General features: G+C 76.0%; 15 protein-coding genes. 5 read left to right on the top strand and 10 right to left on the bottom strand.

Annotated elements, in window-relative coordinates; translation table 11 throughout:
- Positions 1–136: 136 nt before the first annotated feature.
- Positions 137–2728, top strand: coding sequence for a DEAD/DEAH box helicase (locus ACFQ80_RS16975; protein ID WP_430564458.1), 2592 nt, complete (start codon positions 137–139; stop codon positions 2726–2728).
- On the top strand, positions 2725–3594 hold the full coding sequence (locus ACFQ80_RS16970) for an HpcH/HpaI aldolase/citrate lyase family protein (RefSeq protein WP_429765942.1): 870 nt from the start codon (positions 2725–2727) through the stop codon (positions 3592–3594). The genes ACFQ80_RS16975 and ACFQ80_RS16970 overlap by 4 nt, the downstream gene beginning before the upstream one ends.
- A gap of 35 nt (positions 3595–3629) precedes the next feature.
- On the opposite strand, the gene ACFQ80_RS16965 is transcribed toward ACFQ80_RS16970, so the two are convergent.
- The 9 genes from ACFQ80_RS16965 to ACFQ80_RS16925 all read right to left on the bottom strand — a co-directional run bounded on the left by ACFQ80_RS16965 (position 3630) and on the right by ACFQ80_RS16925 (position 10319).
- Positions 3630–4142, bottom strand: a complete 513-nt coding sequence (locus ACFQ80_RS16965; RefSeq protein WP_430564457.1) for an Rv3654c family TadE-like protein — start codon at positions 4140–4142, stop codon at positions 3630–3632.
- Positions 4139–4456, bottom strand: a complete 318-nt coding sequence (locus ACFQ80_RS16960; RefSeq protein ID WP_430552383.1) for a TadE family type IV pilus minor pilin — start codon at positions 4454–4456, stop codon at positions 4139–4141. Before ACFQ80_RS16960 ends, ACFQ80_RS16965 begins: the two co-directional genes overlap by 4 nt.
- 83 nt (positions 4457–4539) lie before the next feature.
- On the bottom strand, positions 4540–4806 hold the full coding sequence (locus ACFQ80_RS16955; RefSeq protein WP_430564456.1) for a DUF4244 domain-containing protein: 267 nt from the start codon (positions 4804–4806) through the stop codon (positions 4540–4542).
- Positions 4807–4955: 149 nt separating this feature from the next.
- The gene (locus ACFQ80_RS16950; RefSeq protein WP_430564455.1) at positions 4956–5600 is read right to left on the bottom strand and encodes a type II secretion system F family protein; all 645 of its coding nucleotides are present in this window, start codon (positions 5598–5600) and stop codon (positions 4956–4958) included.
- On the bottom strand, positions 5597–6292 hold the full coding sequence (locus ACFQ80_RS16945) for a type II secretion system F family protein (protein ID WP_430564454.1): 696 nt from the start codon (positions 6290–6292) through the stop codon (positions 5597–5599). The genes ACFQ80_RS16950 and ACFQ80_RS16945 overlap by 4 nt, the downstream gene beginning before the upstream one ends.
- Entirely contained in the window at positions 6280–7440 is a 1161-nt protein-coding gene (locus ACFQ80_RS16940) for a TadA family conjugal transfer-associated ATPase (protein ID WP_430564453.1), read from the bottom strand. Before ACFQ80_RS16940 ends, ACFQ80_RS16945 begins: the two co-directional genes overlap by 13 nt.
- A complete protein-coding gene (ssd, locus tag ACFQ80_RS16935; protein ID WP_430564452.1) occupies positions 7437–8282 on the bottom strand; it encodes a septum site-determining protein Ssd in 846 nt (281 codons plus the stop codon). The genes ACFQ80_RS16940 and ssd overlap by 4 nt, the downstream gene beginning before the upstream one ends.
- Positions 8283–8373: 91 nt before the next feature.
- Positions 8374–9696 carry an MFS transporter gene (locus tag ACFQ80_RS16930; RefSeq protein ID WP_430564451.1) on the bottom strand — a complete coding sequence of 441 codons (1323 nt, stop codon included), beginning with the start codon at positions 9694–9696 and terminating at the stop codon, positions 8374–8376.
- Complete coding sequence (locus ACFQ80_RS16925) at positions 9693–10319, bottom strand: winged helix-turn-helix domain-containing protein (RefSeq protein ID WP_430564450.1); 627 nt, start codon at positions 10317–10319, stop codon at positions 9693–9695. Before ACFQ80_RS16925 ends, ACFQ80_RS16930 begins: the two co-directional genes overlap by 4 nt.
- A 103-nt stretch (positions 10320–10422) precedes the next feature.
- On the opposite strand from ACFQ80_RS16925, the gene ACFQ80_RS16920 reads away from it, so the two are divergent.
- Positions 10423–11253 (top strand): HAD family hydrolase, encoded by an 831-nt coding sequence (locus ACFQ80_RS16920; protein WP_430552375.1) that lies wholly within the window; start codon positions 10423–10425, stop codon positions 11251–11253.
- A gap of 203 nt (positions 11254–11456) precedes the next feature.
- On the opposite strand, the gene ACFQ80_RS16915 is transcribed toward ACFQ80_RS16920, so the two are convergent.
- Positions 11457–12032 (bottom strand): GNAT family N-acetyltransferase, encoded by a 576-nt coding sequence (locus ACFQ80_RS16915; RefSeq protein ID WP_430564449.1) that lies wholly within the window; start codon positions 12030–12032, stop codon positions 11457–11459.
- Positions 12033–12290: 258 nt separating this feature from the next.
- Between ACFQ80_RS16915 and acs the strand changes: the two genes are divergently transcribed.
- Together acs and ACFQ80_RS16905 are read left to right on the top strand one after the other, a co-directional pair.
- Positions 12291–14306 (top strand): acetate--CoA ligase, encoded by a 2016-nt coding sequence (acs, locus tag ACFQ80_RS16910; protein WP_430564448.1) that lies wholly within the window; start codon positions 12291–12293, stop codon positions 14304–14306.
- Positions 14307–14460: 154 nt separating this feature from the next.
- Entirely contained in the window at positions 14461–15888 is a 1428-nt protein-coding gene (locus tag ACFQ80_RS16905; protein ID WP_430564447.1) for a cellulase family glycosylhydrolase, read from the top strand.
- Positions 15889–15947 lie beyond the last annotated feature (59 nt).

The following is a 15947-nucleotide window of genomic DNA, read 5'->3' as shown; positions in this document are numbered from 1 at the left end:
AAGATCCTAGGGTCGATCCGTCGGGGAAATGCGTCTTTCGCATGATTTCAGCCTGATGTCGGGACAAACTTCACCCTCCTGCCGTGCGTCCGTCGGCACGACCGCGCGCCCTGCGCGCGGTGCGAGACTGTCGCCCGTGCCCGCCGCCCCCGACCTCGAGCCCGAGCAGCACCCGCTGCTCGACGTGCTCACCGCGCACGGCGCGCGGGCGGACCGGCTCACGCACGTGCGCACCTTCCCCGCGCGCGCCGGGGTGACGTCGGACTGGCCGGCCTGGGCGGACCCGGGCGTGGTCGCCGGCTACCGCACGCTCGGTGTCGACCGCCCCTGGGCGCACCAGGTCGAGGCCGCCGACGCCGCCCGGTCCGGGCGGCACGTCGCGCTCGCGACGTCGACCGGCTCGGGCAAGTCCCTCGCCTTCTGGCTGCCCGCGCTCACGGCGGTGCGCGGGGCCGAGCCCGCCACCGTGCTCTACCTCTCCCCCACCAAGGCGCTGGCGGCCGACCAGCTCGCGGGCCTGGAGCGGCTGGTCGCGGGGATGCCCGGGACGCGCCCCCGCGTGGCGACCTGCGACGGCGACACCCCCACGGAGGAGCGTCGTTGGGTGACCGAGCACGCCGACGTCGTGCTCACCAACCCCGACTTCCTGCACTTCTCGCTGCTGCCCGGCCACCGGCGGTGGGCGCGGCTGCTGCGCGGGCTCCGGTACGTCGTCGTCGACGAGGGGCACGCGTACCGCGGCGTCTTCGGGGCGCACGTGTCGCTGGTGCTGCGTCGGCTCACCCGGCTGGCGGCCCACTACCGCCCCCTGTCGGACACCCAGCTCGCCGGGGTGGGCGCGGCGTCCGACCACCAGGCGGCCGCGGACGGGCCGGACGCGCCGCTCGCCGGCGCCGACCCTCGGCCCGACAGGTCGCCCGTGTTCGTGGTGGCGAGCGCGACGACGGCGGAGCCCGCGGCGAGCACGGCGCGGCTGGTGGGGGTGGCGCCCGAGGACGTCGTCGCGGTCACGGCGGACGCGTCGCCGGCGGGGCGGCGCACGTTCGCGCTGTGGCAGCCTCCGGAGGTGGCGGGGTTCGAACGGTCGCGGGCCACGGGCGAGGCGCCGTCGCACGACGACGACCCGTGGGCGCTGCCCGACCCGCTCGACCCGACCCACTCCGAGCACGAGGCGGAGGCCGTGCTCACGACCCGCGGTGCCGCGGAGCACCCGCGCCGCTCGGCCACCGCCGAGACGGCCGACCTGCTCGCCGACCTCACGGCGCACGGCGCGCGCACGCTCGCGTTCACCCGGTCGCGGCGGGGGGCGGAGTCGGTGGCGCAGCAGGCGCGTGACCACCTGCGACCGGTGGCCGCGGGACTGGAGGCACGGGTCGCGAGCTACCGCGGCGGGTACCTCCCGGAGGAGCGCCGCGAGCTGGAGGAGGCACTGCGCACCGGCGAGCTGCGCGGGCTGGCCACGACCAACGCGCTCGAGCTGGGCGTCGACATCTCGGGGCTCGACGCCGTGCTCGTCGCGGGCTGGCCGGGCACCCGCGTGTCCCTCTGGCAGCAGGCGGGGCGCGCCGGGCGAGCCGGCGCCGAGGGCCTGGTCGCGTTCGTCGCGCGCGAGGACCCGCTGGACACGTACCTCGTGACCCACCCCGAGGCGGTGTTCGACGCCGCGCTCGAGGCCACCGTCTTCGACCCGGCCAACCCGCACGTCCTGGCGCCGCAGCTGTGCGCCGCCGCGCAGGAGGTGCCGCTGCGCGCCGACGACCTCGCCGCCTTCGGGGACCCGGTGGCGGTGCGCGAGGTGCTCGACGTGCTCGTCGCCCGCGGCGCGCTGCGGCGCCGCCCCTCCGGCTGGTACTGGACGCACGCGCAGCCCGCGTCGGCGATGGCCGACCTGCGCGGGACGGGCGGGCGGCCCGTGCGCGTGGTCGAGGCGACGACGGGGCGGCTGCTCGGCACCGTGGACGCCGGGTCGGCGGACGGGCAGGTGCACGACGGCGCGGTGTACGTGCACCAGGGCGCGACGTTCGTCGTGGATCATCTGGATCTCGCCGAGCACGTGGCGCTCGTGGTGCGCAAGGACGTGGAGCACGGCACCTGGTCGCACGAGGTCATGGAGATCGCGATCGACGAGGAGGGGCACCGGCCGGTCGAGGGCCGCGACTGGGGCCCCGTGCGGTGGGGCCTCGGCCCGGTGGAGGTGACGAGCCAGGTGGTGAGCTTCCAGCGCCGCCGGCTGCCCGACATGCAGGTGCTCGGCACGGAGGCGCTCGACCTGCCGTCGCGCACGCTGGCCACGACCGCCGTCTGGTGGTCGGTGCCGGACTTCGTGCTGCGCGCCGCGGGGATCTCCGCGGACGAGACGCCGGGCGCGCTGCACGCGGCCGAGCACGCGTCGATCGGCCTGCTGCCGCTGCTGGCGACGTGCGACCGGTGGGACCTGGGCGGCGTCTCGACGGAGGTGCACCCCGACACCGGGGAGGCCACGGTCTTCGTGTACGACGCGTACCCGGGCGGCGCCGGCTTCGCCGAGCGCGGGTACGAGCTGGGCGCGCGCTGGCTGCGCGCCACCCGCGACGCGATCGCCGCGTGCGCCTGCGCGGAGGGGTGCCCGGCGTGCGTCCAGTCGCCCAAGTGCGGCAGCGACAACGCGCCCCTCGACAAGTCCGCGGCCGTGCGCTTGTTGGATGCCGTGCTGAGCCACGCGCCGGCGGAACCTACCATCGTGAGGTGACTACCGAGATCGACCTCGCCGAACGCCGCCGTTCCCGCGAGGACACGCGCGTCGACCCAGCCAACTCCCGCTCGTGGCTGCTGCTGTCGGCACTGCGCGACGACATGTTCGACGCCGCCCAGCTCTCCCGCGCCGACCAGGTGATCCTCGACTGCGAGGACGCGGTCGACGACAGCCGCAAGGACGAGGCCCGTCAGAAGGTGCTCGACTGGTTCTCCGCGGGCGGCCGCGCCTGGGTGCGTATCAACGAGCGCGGCTCGCAGGCGTGGGCGGACGACGTCCGCGCCCTGTGGGACTCGAAGGGCCTGCGCGGCGTCATGCTCGCCAAGACCGAGTCGCCCGACCAGGTGATCGACACGGCCCAGCGGCTCGGCGGCAGCGTGCCGGTGATCCCGCTGGTCGAGTCCGCGCTGGGCATCGAGGACGCCGTGAGCATCGCGCGCGCCCCCGGGGCCTTCCGCCTGGCGTTCGGCTCCGGGGACTACCGCCGGGACACGGGCACCGCCAACGAGTCCCTCGCGATGGCCTACCCGCGCTCGCGCCTCGTCACCGCCAGCCGGATCGGCGGGCTGCCCGGCCCGATCGACGGCCCCACCGTCGGCACCAGCCACTCGCTGCTGCGCGAGCAGTCGGCGGACGGCGTGGCCCTCGGCCTCACCGGCAAGCTCTGCCTGGACCTGGAGACGCCGGCCGTCATCAACGAGTCCTTCAGCCCGTCCAGCGCGGACGTCGCATGGGCGATCGACTTCCTGGCCGACTTCGAGGCGTCCGGCTCCGTGATCCGCGACGGCTCGGACAAGCCCCGCCTGGCCCGCGCCCGCAAGATCAGCGAGCGCGCCGCGCTGTTCAACGTCAACCCCTCCTGATCCCGGCCCCGGCCGCACCTCGGTCCCGGCACGCCTCACGGCGATGCCCCAGGCTGAGGTGCCGGCTCGGTCCCGGCCGACGGCTCGCGGCCGGGTGACGCGCCGGGCCTCGGCCCGGCGCGGGCGTGCGCGGTGGCGTCGCCGAGCGACCCCGCCCACGGCCCGACGTCCGGGCCGAGGGCGGCACGCGACGCCCGGACGCCGACCGTGCCGCCGTCCTCCGGGACGCACGCCACCACCTGCCCGCCGTTGCGGTGCACGGCCTCGGCGGCCGTCGCGCAGGGGTCGGCACCCTGCCGCCACGCGGTCGCGGCGGCGAGCGCACCCAGGTCCGCGGCGGCCTGGGCCGCACCTCGCGCCCGCTGCGCGGCCCCCAGCGCGCCGACGGCCAGCGCGAGCAGCACGACCACCGCCGTCAGAGCGAGCACGACGACGGTCCCCGCGCCGCGCTCCCGGCTCGCGGACGTCCCGTCCTGCTCCGCCCTGGATTCGCGCGTCCTGCCGCCGCGCGACCTGCCCTCGCGCGTCGCGTCGCCCGCGGCGCTCACGGCTCGACCCACGCCGTCGCGTCGCCGGACGCCCGTACGGGCGCTCCGGCGAACCAGCCGCCCACGACCGGCCGCGTCACGGAGACGCGCACCCACGTGCCGTCGCGCGTGACGGCCAGCTCGGCGTCGTCGCCGCCGACCTGCGCGACGGCGTGCCGGGCCGCCGCGTCGTCCTCCCCGATGGCGTAGGCGCGTGCCCCGGCCCGGGCCGCGTCCAGGGCGCGCATCTGCGCCGTGGACGCGGCCGCGAGGCTGAGCACCGCGACCAGCAGGAGGACCACCACCGGCAGGCCGACGGCGAGCTCGGCCGTCACCGCACCCCGCTCGCCGTCGACTCCCGGCGGCCGTCCCCCGTGGGCACGCGCCGGGCGTCCCCTTCTGCTGCGGTGCGGGCGCATCAGACGGACAGCGCCGAGCTGATGATGTTCTCCAGCAGGCCGCGGACGGTATCGCTCTTGAGCACCGCGATGAGCAGGCCGGCGAACCCGACCGCCGCCACGGTGGCGACGGCGTACTCCGCGGTGGCCAGCCCCGCCTCCGGATCCGGGTGGGCAGGCGCCGCCTCCGCCCCCCGGCCCCGGCCGCCGGTCGCGCCGACCTCCGGCGCCGTCCCCGGCCCCTGCTCGCCCTCGGCCGCCACGCGGCCGTCGTCCTCGTTCGTCATGGCTCCTCCGTGTTCCTCTCGTGGGTGTTCCTTGCGGTGTCCTTCGCGCGACCTGGCCCGGACGGTCCGGGCCGGTCGTGCCGCGTCCACCCGGCCGGGCGGGCGCGGCGGACCCGGGCGGCGCCCGGGTCGTCGTGGGCCGGGCACGGTCACCCGGACAACAGGTCGACGCCCAGCGCGAGCAGCACGGGCACGAGGCCGATCAGCACGAACGCGGGCAGGTAGCACGCGCCGAGCGGCAGCACGAGCCGCACGGCCAGGCGCGCCGCCGCCGTGCGCGCGGCCGCACGCCGCGCACGCAGCAGCTCCTCGCCCGCGGCCCGCAGCGCGCCGGACGGGGACGCACCGTCGGTCCAGGCCCCGCGCAGCGCCCGGTGCGCCGGGCCGAGCCGGTCCGGGGCGTCGCGCCACGCGCCCTCCCAGTCGGCGCCGAGCCGTAGCGCGTCCGCCGCCGCGCGCAGGGCCACGCCGTCGGGCGACCTCGAGCCGGACGCCCCCGACCACGACGCGCCGTCGAGTGCCGCGCCCGTCGCCTCGAGGGCGCGGGGCACCCCGGCTCCCGCGCGCAGGGCGGCACCGAGGAGCTCCAGCACGACGGGCACGTCCACGGGATCCGCAACGCGCCCGTCGGCGTGGGTGGGCGCGCGACCGTCCAGGGCCAGGCACGCCACCCGCCTGTCGGCGGCACCGCGCGCCAGCCACCAGGGCAGGAGCGCGAGCAGCACGGCCGCCGCGACCGTCCATGCGGCCGCCGCGAGCGTGAGCGCGCCGGGCCCGGCCGGGATCTCGGTCATGTCGCCCCCTCCCCCGCAGCCCGGGCGGCCGCGACCAGCCGGCGGGTCCACACCCACCCGGCCGCGAGCAGCAGGAGCCCCAGGCACACCGCGACGGATCCGACCCCGCCGTCGAACGCCGTCGCCAGCGGGTCGGCGCCGAGCACCCAGCCGAGCGCCGCTCCCAGCAGCGGCAGCCACATCAGCACGCGCGCGGTGGCGCGCGGCCCGGCCAACGACGCCTCCCGCTCCCCGCGGGCCTCCGCCTCGGCCACCAGCGCCCCGGACACGGCGTCGAGCACCGACGCGAGCGGGGCCCCCACGTCACGGGACAGCACCGCCGCGGCCACCACCGACCGGGCATGCCCCGCCCCGCCGACCACGGGCGCCAGGGCCGCCAGGTCAGGCACACCGGTGGCGTCGACGGGCACCGCGAGCGCGCGCGACCAGGCCGCCGCGGGCGGCGCCCCGGACCGCAGCAGCGCCATCACCTGTGCGACGGCGACCCGCACCGCGTCCGCCTCCGTCGACGCGTCCCGTCCGCGGCGCCGCAGCGCCCCCGACCGGCGGCGACGCGGGACCGAGCGGCGCGCGAGGCGGTCCGCGCGGCGTCCGCCGCGTCCCAGCAGCAGCCACGCGGCGAGCGCCACCCAGAGCCCGACGGCCGGCGGGCCCGCCCCGAGCCCCGCGGCGAGCCCGGTCACGACGACCACCGCCCCTCGAGCTCCTCCCACGCGCCGTCGGGCCGAGGGTCCGCGCCCGGCGACCACTCGGCGGCACGACGGACCGTGAGCCGGCCGTCGCCGTCCCGCCCGACCAGGCCGATCTCGGCCAGGTGGCGACGGCCGCCACGCCGCCGCAGGTGCAGCACCACGTCGAGGGCGGCGGCCGCCTGCGCGGCCACGGCGTCCCGCGGCATCCCGGCCAGGGCCGCGAGCGCCTCCAGCCGCGCGGGGACGTGCTCGACGGCGTTGGCGTGCACCGTCGCCATCCCGCCGTCGTGGCCGGTGTTCATGGCGAGGAGCAGCTCACGGACCTCGGCGCCGCGGCACTCGCCGACGACGATCCGGTCCGGCCGCATCCGCAGGGCGCCGCGCACCAGCTCGGTGAGGGTGACCTCCCCGACGCCCTCGACGTTGGGGCGCCGGGCTGCGAGCGACACCACGTGCCGGTGCCGGGGCGCGAGCTCGCGGGCCTCCTCGACCACGAGCACCCGCTCGGCGGGCGGCACCAGCGAGAGCAGCGCGGCGAGCAGCGTGGTCTTCCCGGTGCCGGTGCCGCCCGTGACGAGCAGGTTGGCCCGGCCGGTGACGAGCGCGTGCAGCACGGCCTCCCACCGCGGCGGCAGCCCGCCCCCGGCGACCAGGGTCTCCACGGAGTGCGCCGCCTGCCGCAGCACCCGCAGCGCGATCACCGCGCCGGCAGGGGCGACCGGCTCCACGACGGCGTGCAGCCGGGTGCCGTCGGGCATGCGCGCGTCCACGGTCGGGGCGGCGTCGTCCAGGCGCTGCCCGGCGACGGCCGCCATCCGCACGGCGAGTGCTCGCACGGCGTCGGGGGTGCCGAGGTCGATGTCCACCCGCCGGAGCCCGTCGCCGCGGTCCACCCAGACGTCGTGCGGCCCGTTGACGAGCACGTCGGTGACGTCGGGCGCGTCGAGCAGCTCCTGCAGCGGCCCGGCGCCGGTGAGCTCGGCCCGGGCCGCGCGCGCGAGGTCGGTCAGCGCCGCCGACCCGAACACGCGCCCGGTGGCCTGGAGGGCCACCCGCACGGCGGCGTCGTCGAGCGCCGTCCCGGACGGGCCGACACGGGCCCGCACGTCGTCGAGCAGGTCGCGGTCGACGAGCGCTCGTCCCGTCACGACGCACCTGCCAGCGCCGTCACGAGCGAGGCCGCGGCACGACCGAGCGGGGTCCGCCTCCCGACGGGCGGCCCGTCGCCGCGGTCGACGGCGGCGGCGAGGCGGGGGTCCGCGCGCACGGTCGCGGCCACCGGGAGCCCGACGGCGTCGCCCAGGGCAGCCGCGTCGACGCGGCCGGGTGCGGGCCGCCGCGCGACGAGCCACGGGTCCCGCACGCCGAGCTCGACCAGCTCGGACCACGTCGCCAGCGCGCCGGCGACGCCGGGCGCGGTGCACGGAGCGACGAGCAGCACCGCGTCGGCGGTGGTCACGAGCATCCGCGCGGCCGCGGTCCACGCGGCGGGGCGGGGCAGGTCGAGCACCACCGTCTCGCCGCCGCGCAGCACCCCGGTGCAGACGTCCACGACCACCGCGTCGTCGGGGCGGGCGGGGCTCAGCCGTGCACCGGAGAGCACGGGTACCGCACGCCAGCGGGGCAGCGCGGCGACCAGCCCGACCCCGTCCACGTCCCCGCGGGCGGCGGCGAGCTCGGGCCAGCGTGCCCCGGGCTCGTCCTCGATGCCGAGCAGCACGTCGACGCCGGGGCCCGGCAGGTCGAGGTCCACGAGGACCGCGCCCTCCCCCGCCCGCCGGAGCCCCTGGGCGAGTGCCGCGGCCAGGGTGCTCACCCCGGCGCCTCCGCACGCGCCGACGACGGCGACCGTGCGGCGCCCCCGCCCCGGTGCCCAGGGCGCGGGCCCGTGCGGCGGCCAGGTGGTCGTCGGCCGGGTGGTCGTCGGCCCGGGGTCCGTCGGCACGGTGCTCGGCGGCCGGGGCAGCGTGCGGGTGGGTGCGTCGTCCATGCGCCCCAGGCTCGTCCGCACCGCGGACCCGCCGGGGCCGCGGGCGACGATCTGTGGACGGCGGTCGCCTGGGGGCGCGTTCCGTGCCGCGTCAGGCCGCGGCGGCGTCCTCCTGGACGGGCGCGACGTCGTCGGCCCGACGCCCCCGCTCCCGCTCGGCGCGCAGCGCCGGCAGGAAGCACAGGACACCCAGCACGCTGAACGCGCCGCCCAGCATCATCCCGAGCGGCGTCGACCCGCTCTGCGCCACCCAGCCCAGCGCGGGCGACGCGACGGCGTACGACGCGAACCCCACCATCGACGCCATGGACAGCACGGTGGAGCGGTTGTCGCGGCGCGCCTCGCGGTGCAGCAGGGCGTTGTAGCTCGGCCCCGAGCTGCCGTGCAGCCCGTAGGTGACGAGGTAGGCGACCACCAGCATCGCGGGGCCGCCCGCCAGTCCCATCCACACGGCGCCGAGGCCGTTGAGCACGCGGGCGGCCATCGCCGTGCGGGCCACCCCGAACCGGCGGCTGGCGAGGCCGCACAGGGCCGCGCCGAGGGCGAAGGCCCCCCACCCGATCGACGCGACCGGGCCCATGACGGCGCCCGCCGCCGCCTCGCCGCCGAGCAGCTCCGCCATCCGGATGGGCTGCAAGGACTCGAACACGACCATCGCCGTCGCCGCGAAGAGCTCGACCAGGAGCAGGCCGCGCAGCACGCGGTTGTCGCGCGCGAGCCGCAGTCCGGAGGCGACGACCGCGGGCATCTGCCGGGCGGAGGCGGCGGTGGACCGCAACGCCGCGCGCCAGCGGTGGCGTCGCGCCGGCACCGCGCCCGTGCCGACGGACGCCGGGCGACGCGGCGCCTCGCGCACGAGCATCGCGACCATCACGAGGTGCACCACCGCCAGCACCGCGTACGTCGCGTACGGGAGCGCGAGCGCCGACCACCCGGTGAACGGGTGCCACCAGACGAGCCCGCCGGACACGAGCGCGCCGAGGGCGATCGACACCCCGAGCACGGTGCCCTGGTGCGCGAGCGTGCGGTCGACGTCGGCCCCGGGGTGCTTCGCGTGCACGGCGTCGACGAACCACGCCTCCAGCGGACCGGAGTCCAGCGCGCGGAACATGCCCATGAGCGCGGCCGCGACGACGAACGCCCAGACCGACTGCGCCAGCAGGAACGTGGTGGCGGCCAGGACCTGCACCACGGCGGAGGCGATGAGCATCGGCCTCCGCCCGACCGCGTCGGCGGTGCCGCCGGTCGGGAGCTCGAGCGCGAACACGACGAGGCCCGTCACGGAGGCGAGGGTGAGGGTCTGGGCCACGGTGAGGCCGCGCTCGATCGGCAGCAGCGTCGTGACGGTGACGACCAGCCCGACGGGGAACCACCGCGTGGCGGTGAGCAGGAGGAAGACGCGCTGCGGGCTCATGACTCGTCCTTGCTCTCCGAGGCCCGGTCGACGGCGGCCGGCACGTCGTCGGCGTCGAGCGGGAACAGGAACCGCCACAGGTGCAGGCGCCGCGCGCGGGGGTCGCCGGTGCCGACGCGCAGGTACCTGTTGACCACGGCCTCGAGCTCCTCCGCCATCGCGGCCGCCTGCTCGGGCGTGACGTCCACCCAGGTGTCGGTCATGCCGGCGACGTCGGTCCACTCCTTCGGCCAGCTCTCGGCGACGTCGAGCCAGTGGGCGTAGCTCGTGTCGAACTGGCGGTGATAGTCGCGCACCAGCCAGCCGAGCGCCGTCTGCGCGTCCTCGTCGCCGCCGAAGTCGGAGTCTCGCCATCCGTGGCTCTGCGTGGCCGCCTGCCAGAGGCGCTCCTTGCCGCGCCCCTCCTCGGTGTCGGTCACGAGACCGACGGACTCCAGCTTGCGGAGGTGGTAGCTGGTGGCGCCGGTGTTGGTGGACAGCTCGGCCGCGAGCGCCGTCGCCGACGCCGGGCCCCCGCGCCGCAGCGCGCCGAGCAGCCGCGAGCGCAACGGGTGGGCGAGGACCTTGGCGGCCTCGGCAGTCAGCTCGAGGTGGGTGTACGGGCGCTCCGGCGTCGGTTCCATGCGTGCACAGTAACCATGCACAACTCTTGTGCACAAGGCTTCTGCACAAGAGTTGTGCATGAATTCCGGTCGACGCGGCGACCCGCACGGCTAGGCTCGCCCCGTGACCGACCAGCGACCCGGACCGCGCGAGGCGGCACCGGCGACACCCCGGGCGCGCGTCGCGGCCTTCTTCGACCTCGACAAGACGATCATCGCGACGAGCTCGTCGGCCGCGTTCTCCAAGCCGTTCTACGCCGGAGGCCTCATCACGCGCGGCGACGTGCTGCGCAGCGCGTACGCGCACCTCCTCTTCTACGCCGGCAACGCCGACGCCGACCAGACGGAGCGGATGCGCAAGCACCTGTCCGAGCTCGCCACGGGCTGGGAGGTGAGCAAGGTGCAGCAGATCGTCGCCGAGACGGTGCACGAGCTCATCGACCCGTACGTCTACGCCGAGGCCGTCGAGCTCATCGCCGAGCACCACGAGCTCGGGCACGACGTCGTCATCGTGTCCGCCTCCGGCACGGAGCTCGTCGAGCCGATCGCCACCGTGCTCGGGGCCGACCACGTCGTCGCCACCCGCATGGCCGTCGAGGACGGCCGGTACACCGGCGAGATCGAGTTCTACGCCTACGGGGAGCAGAAGGCCGAGGCCGTGCGCGAGCTCGCCGCCCGGCGCGGCTACGACCTCGAGCGCAGCTACGCCTACTCCGACTCCGTGACGGACGCGCCGATGCTGGGCGCCGTCGGGCACGGCTTCGCCGTCAACCCCGACAAGACGCTGCGCCGCGTGGCCGCCGAGAACGGCTGGGGCGTGCTCACGTTCTCCCGCCCCGTAGCCCTCCGCTCCGCGATCCGTCCGCCCGCCGTGGCCCTCGCCGCGGGCGGCGTCGTCCTCGCCGGTGTGGCCGCCTGGCTGCTCCGGCGCTGGTGGCGGCGTCGGCACGCCTGAGCGCTTGCAGGACCGCCCGGGCGGGCGTTCCATGGAGGGAGACAGCCGGACGCGGGACCCACGCTAAGGAAGTCCCCGGTTGAGGACCCACTCGGTGGGAACGACCCCGCCCAGTGATCGGACCAAGCGCCTGCTACCCGCGTCCGGGCTGGCGAGAGCGGCGCTCGGACGACACGTCTCCCGGGCGCCGTCCTCGTGTCGGCTCACCGGTCCCGGTCGCGCCACTCCGCCGCGAGGATCCCGTAGGTGTAGCCGTCCACCCACCCCAGCTCGTCGTGCCACGAGTCCTGCACGCCGTGCTCCTCGCGCCGCATGCCCACCTTCTCCATGACGCGCCACGACGCCGTGTTGGCGGCGAAGCAGCCGGCCGTGACCCGGTGCAGCCCCAGCTCGGCGAACGCGACCTCGAGCAGACCGCCCGCGATCGCGGTCGCGACGCCGCGGCCGGCGTACGCCGGGTCGACCAGGTAGCCGAGGGACCCCTGGGCCCCGCGCCAGACGTCGCCCTGCGACTGCCCCATGGCGTCGCTCACGGACAGCGCCCCCGTCCCGACGACGGCGCCGTCCAGGTCCGCGACGGCCGCGTGATCGGTCGGGTCGTCCACGGACGCGAGCCAGGACGCGCGGAACCGCTCCGGGTCCACCTGCGTACGCAGCAGCCAGCGCGTCACGTCGGGCCGGTTGCGCCACGTGAGCACCTGGTCCAGGTCGGCGGACGTCGGCGGGCGCAGCACGATCGGGCCCGACCGTCGCGGCCACGTCACCTCGGGGGTCGTCATGATGCACGTCTACCAGGCGCGACGGCGGCGGGCCCACGGCTTTTCGTCGCCACCCGGGCACCCGGCGAGGCGGGCCACGACCGATCCGGCGACCTTTTTGCAAGGAGTGCGGCCGAACCGTGGGACGGCGTGACCCCGGTCACGCGCCAGGTCTAGACTCCCGACGGCGGGCCCTGCGGGGCGCCGCCGTCCCCGGGGTCGCGACGCGCCGTCGTTCGCCGGGGAACGCACCAGCGACGATGCGCACCGGAGGTAAGCGTGCCAGAGAACGAGACCACCGCCCCCAGCCTCGAGAACCTGTTGCACGAGACGCGAGCGTTCCCGCCCAGCCCCGCGTTCGCGGCGCAGGCGAACGCCCAGCCGTCCCTGTACGAGGAGGCCGCGGCCGACCGGCTCGGGTTCTGGGCCGACCAGGCACGGGAGCTGGTCAGCTGGTCCACGCCGTTCACCCAGACGCTGGACTGGTCCGAGGCCCCGGTCGCGAAGTGGTTCGCCGACGGGAAGCTCAACGCCGCGTACAACGCGGTGGACCGGCACGTCGAGGCCGGGCTCGGCGACCGGGTCGCCCTCCACTTCGAGGGCGAGCCGGGCGACACCCGCACGGTCACCTACGCGGACCTCCAGCGCGAGGTCTCCCGCGCCGCGAACGCGCTCACGTCGTTGGGAGTCACCAAGGGCGACCGTGTCGTCGTCTACCTGCCGATGCTCGTCGAGTCGGTCGTCGCGATGCTCGCGTGCGCCCGCATCGGAGCCCCGCACTCCGTGGTCTTCGGCGGCTTCTCCGCCGACGCGCTGCGCAGCCGCATCGCCGACGCCGAGGCGAAGCTGGTCATCACGGCCGACGGCGGCTACCGCCGCGGCGCGCCGTCCGCCCTCAAGCCCGCCGTCGACGCGGCGCTCGCGCCCAAGGACGGCGAGCCCGCGACCACCGTCCAGCACGTGCTCGTCGTGCGCCGCACCGAGCAGGACGTCGAGTGGACCGACGGCCGCGACGTCTGGTGGCACGACGCCCTGGAGCAGGCCGACCCGGTGCACGAGCCGGTCGAGGTGGACGCGGAGCACCCGCTGTTCATCCTGTACACGTCGGGCACCACGGGGAAGCCGAAGGGCATCCTGCACACCACGGGCGGCTACCTGACGCAGGCGGCGTACACGCACAGGAACGTCTTCGACCTCAGGGCCGAGAGCGACGTCTACTGGTGCACCGCCGACATCGGCTGGGTCACCGGGCACTCGTACGTCGTGTACGGCCCGCTGACCAACGGCGCCACCCAGGTGATCTACGAGGGCACCCCGGACACCCCGCACCGCGGCCGCTGGTGGGAGCTCGTCGAGAAGTACAAGGTCTCGATCCTCTACACCGCACCCACCGCCATCCGCACCTGCATGAAGTGGGGCGAGGACATCCCCGCCGGCTTCGACCTGTCGAGCCTGCGCGTGCTCGGCTCGGTGGGCGAGCCCATCAACCCGGAGGCGTGGATGTGGTACCGCCGCGTCATCGGCGGCGACACGGCACCCATCGTCGACACCTGGTGGCAGACCGAGACGGGCGCGATCATGATCAGCCCGCTGCCCGGAGTCACCGCCACCAAGCCCGGCTCGGCACAGGTGGCCCTGCCCGGCATCGTGGCCGACGTCGTGGACGACGAGGCGCGCTCCGTGCCCGACGGCGGCGGCGGGTACCTCGTGCTCTCCGAGCCGTGGCCGTCCATGCTGCGCGGCATCTGGGGCGACCTCCAGCGCTTCAAGGACACGTACTGGTCGCGGTTCGAGGGCCTGTACTTCGCCGGCGACGGCGCGAAGAAGGACGAGGACGGCGACATCTGGCTGCTCGGCCGCGTGGACGACGTCATGAACGTCTCCGGCCACCGCCTGTCGACGACGGAGATCGAGTCCGCCCTCGTCTCGCACGACGTCGTGGCCGAGGCCGCCGTGGTCGGCGCCAACGACGAGACCACCGGCCAGGCCGTCGTGGCGTTCGTGATCCTGCGCGGCGAGCACGCCGACCGCGCGTCCACCCCCGAGGGCGCCGAGGAGGTGCAGCAGGAGCTGCGCAACCACGTCGCCAAGGAGATCGGTCCGATCGCCAAGCCGCGCCGCATCCTCGTCGTGCCGGAGCTGCCCAAGACCCGGTCCGGCAAGATCATGCGCCGCCTGCTGCGCGACGTCGCCGAGAACCGCACCGTGGGCGACGCGACCACGCTCGCCGACTCGTCGGTGATGGACCTCATCTCCGCGGGCCTCGCCAAGCCGTCGGCGGCCAACGAGGACTGAGACGGGCACGACAGGCCGAGCCTGCCGGGACCGCACCGTCCCGGCAGGCTCGGCCTAAGCGTTTCATCGGCCTGACCGGCTCCGGCACCTCGACCAGGGTGGGACCGCACGCGCAGCGCGTGCCGAGTCGCACGAGAGACGAGGACGTCCCGCCATGCAGCGCTCACCCCACCCACCCCTTCCTCCCGGCACGACGACCCGCCGTGCGGCGCGGCAGGTCGTCCCGGCGGCGGTCGCCGCGGCCGCGCTCGCGGCCGGCGCGGCGGCCACGTTCGTCGCGACCGCGGCCGACGCCCGGGCCGACACCCCGCCCGGCATCCACGTCGCCGACGGCCGCGTCGTCGAGGCCGACGGCACCGACCTCGTGCTCCGGGGCGTCAACCATGCGCACACCTGGTACACCCAGCAGACGGCGTCGTTCGCGGACATCAAGGCCGCGGGGGCCAACAGCGTGCGGGTCGTCCTGTCCAGCGGCGACCAGTGGACCCGCAACAGCCCGGAGGACGTCGCCGACGTCGTCGACCTGTGCGAGGAGAACCAGCTGGTCTGCATCCTCGAGGTGCACGACACCACCGGGTACGGCGACACGTCCGCGCCCGCCGCCGCCACCCTCGACCAGGCGGTCGACTACTGGGAGGACCTGTACCCGACGCTCGCGGGCACCGAGGACTTCGTCGTGGTGAACATCGGCAACGAGCCGATGGGCAACGACGACGCCACCAACGAGACCTGGGGCAGCGCGACCTCCGACGCCATCGTGCGGCTGCGCGACATCGGGTACGAGCACGCGCTCGTCGTCGACGCGCCCAACTGGGGCCAGGACTGGAAGAACTACATGCGGCCCGCGGCCGCCGACGTGTTCGCCTCCGACCCCGACGCCAACACGATCTTCTCGATCCACATGTACAGCGTGTACAACCAGCACCAGACGGTGACGGACTACCTCGAGTTCTTCGTGGACGCGGGGCTGCCGATCATCGTCGGCGAGTTCGGCTGGCAGCAGACCTCCGCCGACGTCGACGAGGACTGGGTGCTGTCGGAGGCGGAGCGCCTCGACCTGGGCTGGCTCGCCTGGTCGTGGAGCGGCAACACCGACCCGTACCTCGACATGGTGCTCGGCTTCGACGCCACGAACCCCAGCGCGTGGGGCACCCGGATCATCGACGGCGCCGACGGCCTGCGGGAGACCGCCGTCGAGGCGTCGTGGTTCGGCGGCGGCACCGAGCCGACCGACCCGCCGACCGACCCGCCCACCGACCCGCCGACCGACCCGCCCACGGACGACGCCTGCACCGCCACGGTGCGGGTCGTCGCCTCGTGGTCCGGCGGCTGGCAGGGCGAGGTGGTCGTGACGGCCGGCGACGCCGCCGTCGACGGCTGGGACGTCGCGTTCGCGCTGCCCACGGGCGTCACGGTCGCCCAGGTCTGGGGTGGCGAGGCGACGGCGGACGCCGACGGGGTCCACGTGACCCACGCCGCCTGGAACCGCACGCTCGCCGCGGGAGCCACGGCGACCGCCGGGTTCATCGGGACGGGGAGCGCGCCGTCCGCCGCGCCGACCGCCACCTGCACGACGAGCTGATCCGCCCGGACGCCGACCATGCGGTGGCGCACGTTCTGACGGTCCAGAACGTGCGCCAC

Source organism: Isoptericola sp. NPDC056578 (assembly GCF_042793275.1).
In the GTDB taxonomy this organism is placed as follows: Bacteria; Actinomycetota; Actinomycetes; order Actinomycetales; family Cellulomonadaceae; genus Isoptericola.
Note: the sequence above shows the minus strand (reverse complement) of the source record. Positions and strands in the feature narration are given on the sequence as shown.

Coding starts and splice junctions, on each gene's coding strand:
- ACFQ80_RS16955 (WP_430564456.1), bottom strand. CDS start 4,806: ATGACGAACGAGGACGACGGCCGCGTGGCGGCCGAGGGCGAGCAGGGG.
- ACFQ80_RS16950 (WP_430564455.1), bottom strand. CDS start 5,600: ATGACCGAGATCCCGGCCGGGCCCGGCGCGCTCACGCTCGCGGCGGCC.
- ssd (WP_430564452.1), bottom strand. CDS start 8,282: ATGGACGACGCACCCACCCGCACGCTGCCCCGGCCGCCGAGCACCGTG.
- ACFQ80_RS16930 (WP_430564451.1), bottom strand. CDS start 9,696: ATGAGCCCGCAGCGCGTCTTCCTCCTGCTCACCGCCACGCGGTGGTTC.
- ACFQ80_RS16925 (WP_430564450.1), bottom strand. CDS start 10,319: ATGGAACCGACGCCGGAGCGCCCGTACACCCACCTCGAGCTGACTGCC.
- ACFQ80_RS16915 (WP_430564449.1), bottom strand. CDS start 12,032: ATGACGACCCCCGAGGTGACGTGGCCGCGACGGTCGGGCCCGATCGTG.
- ACFQ80_RS16905 (WP_430564447.1), top strand. CDS start 14,461: ATGCAGCGCTCACCCCACCCACCCCTTCCTCCCGGCACGACGACCCGC.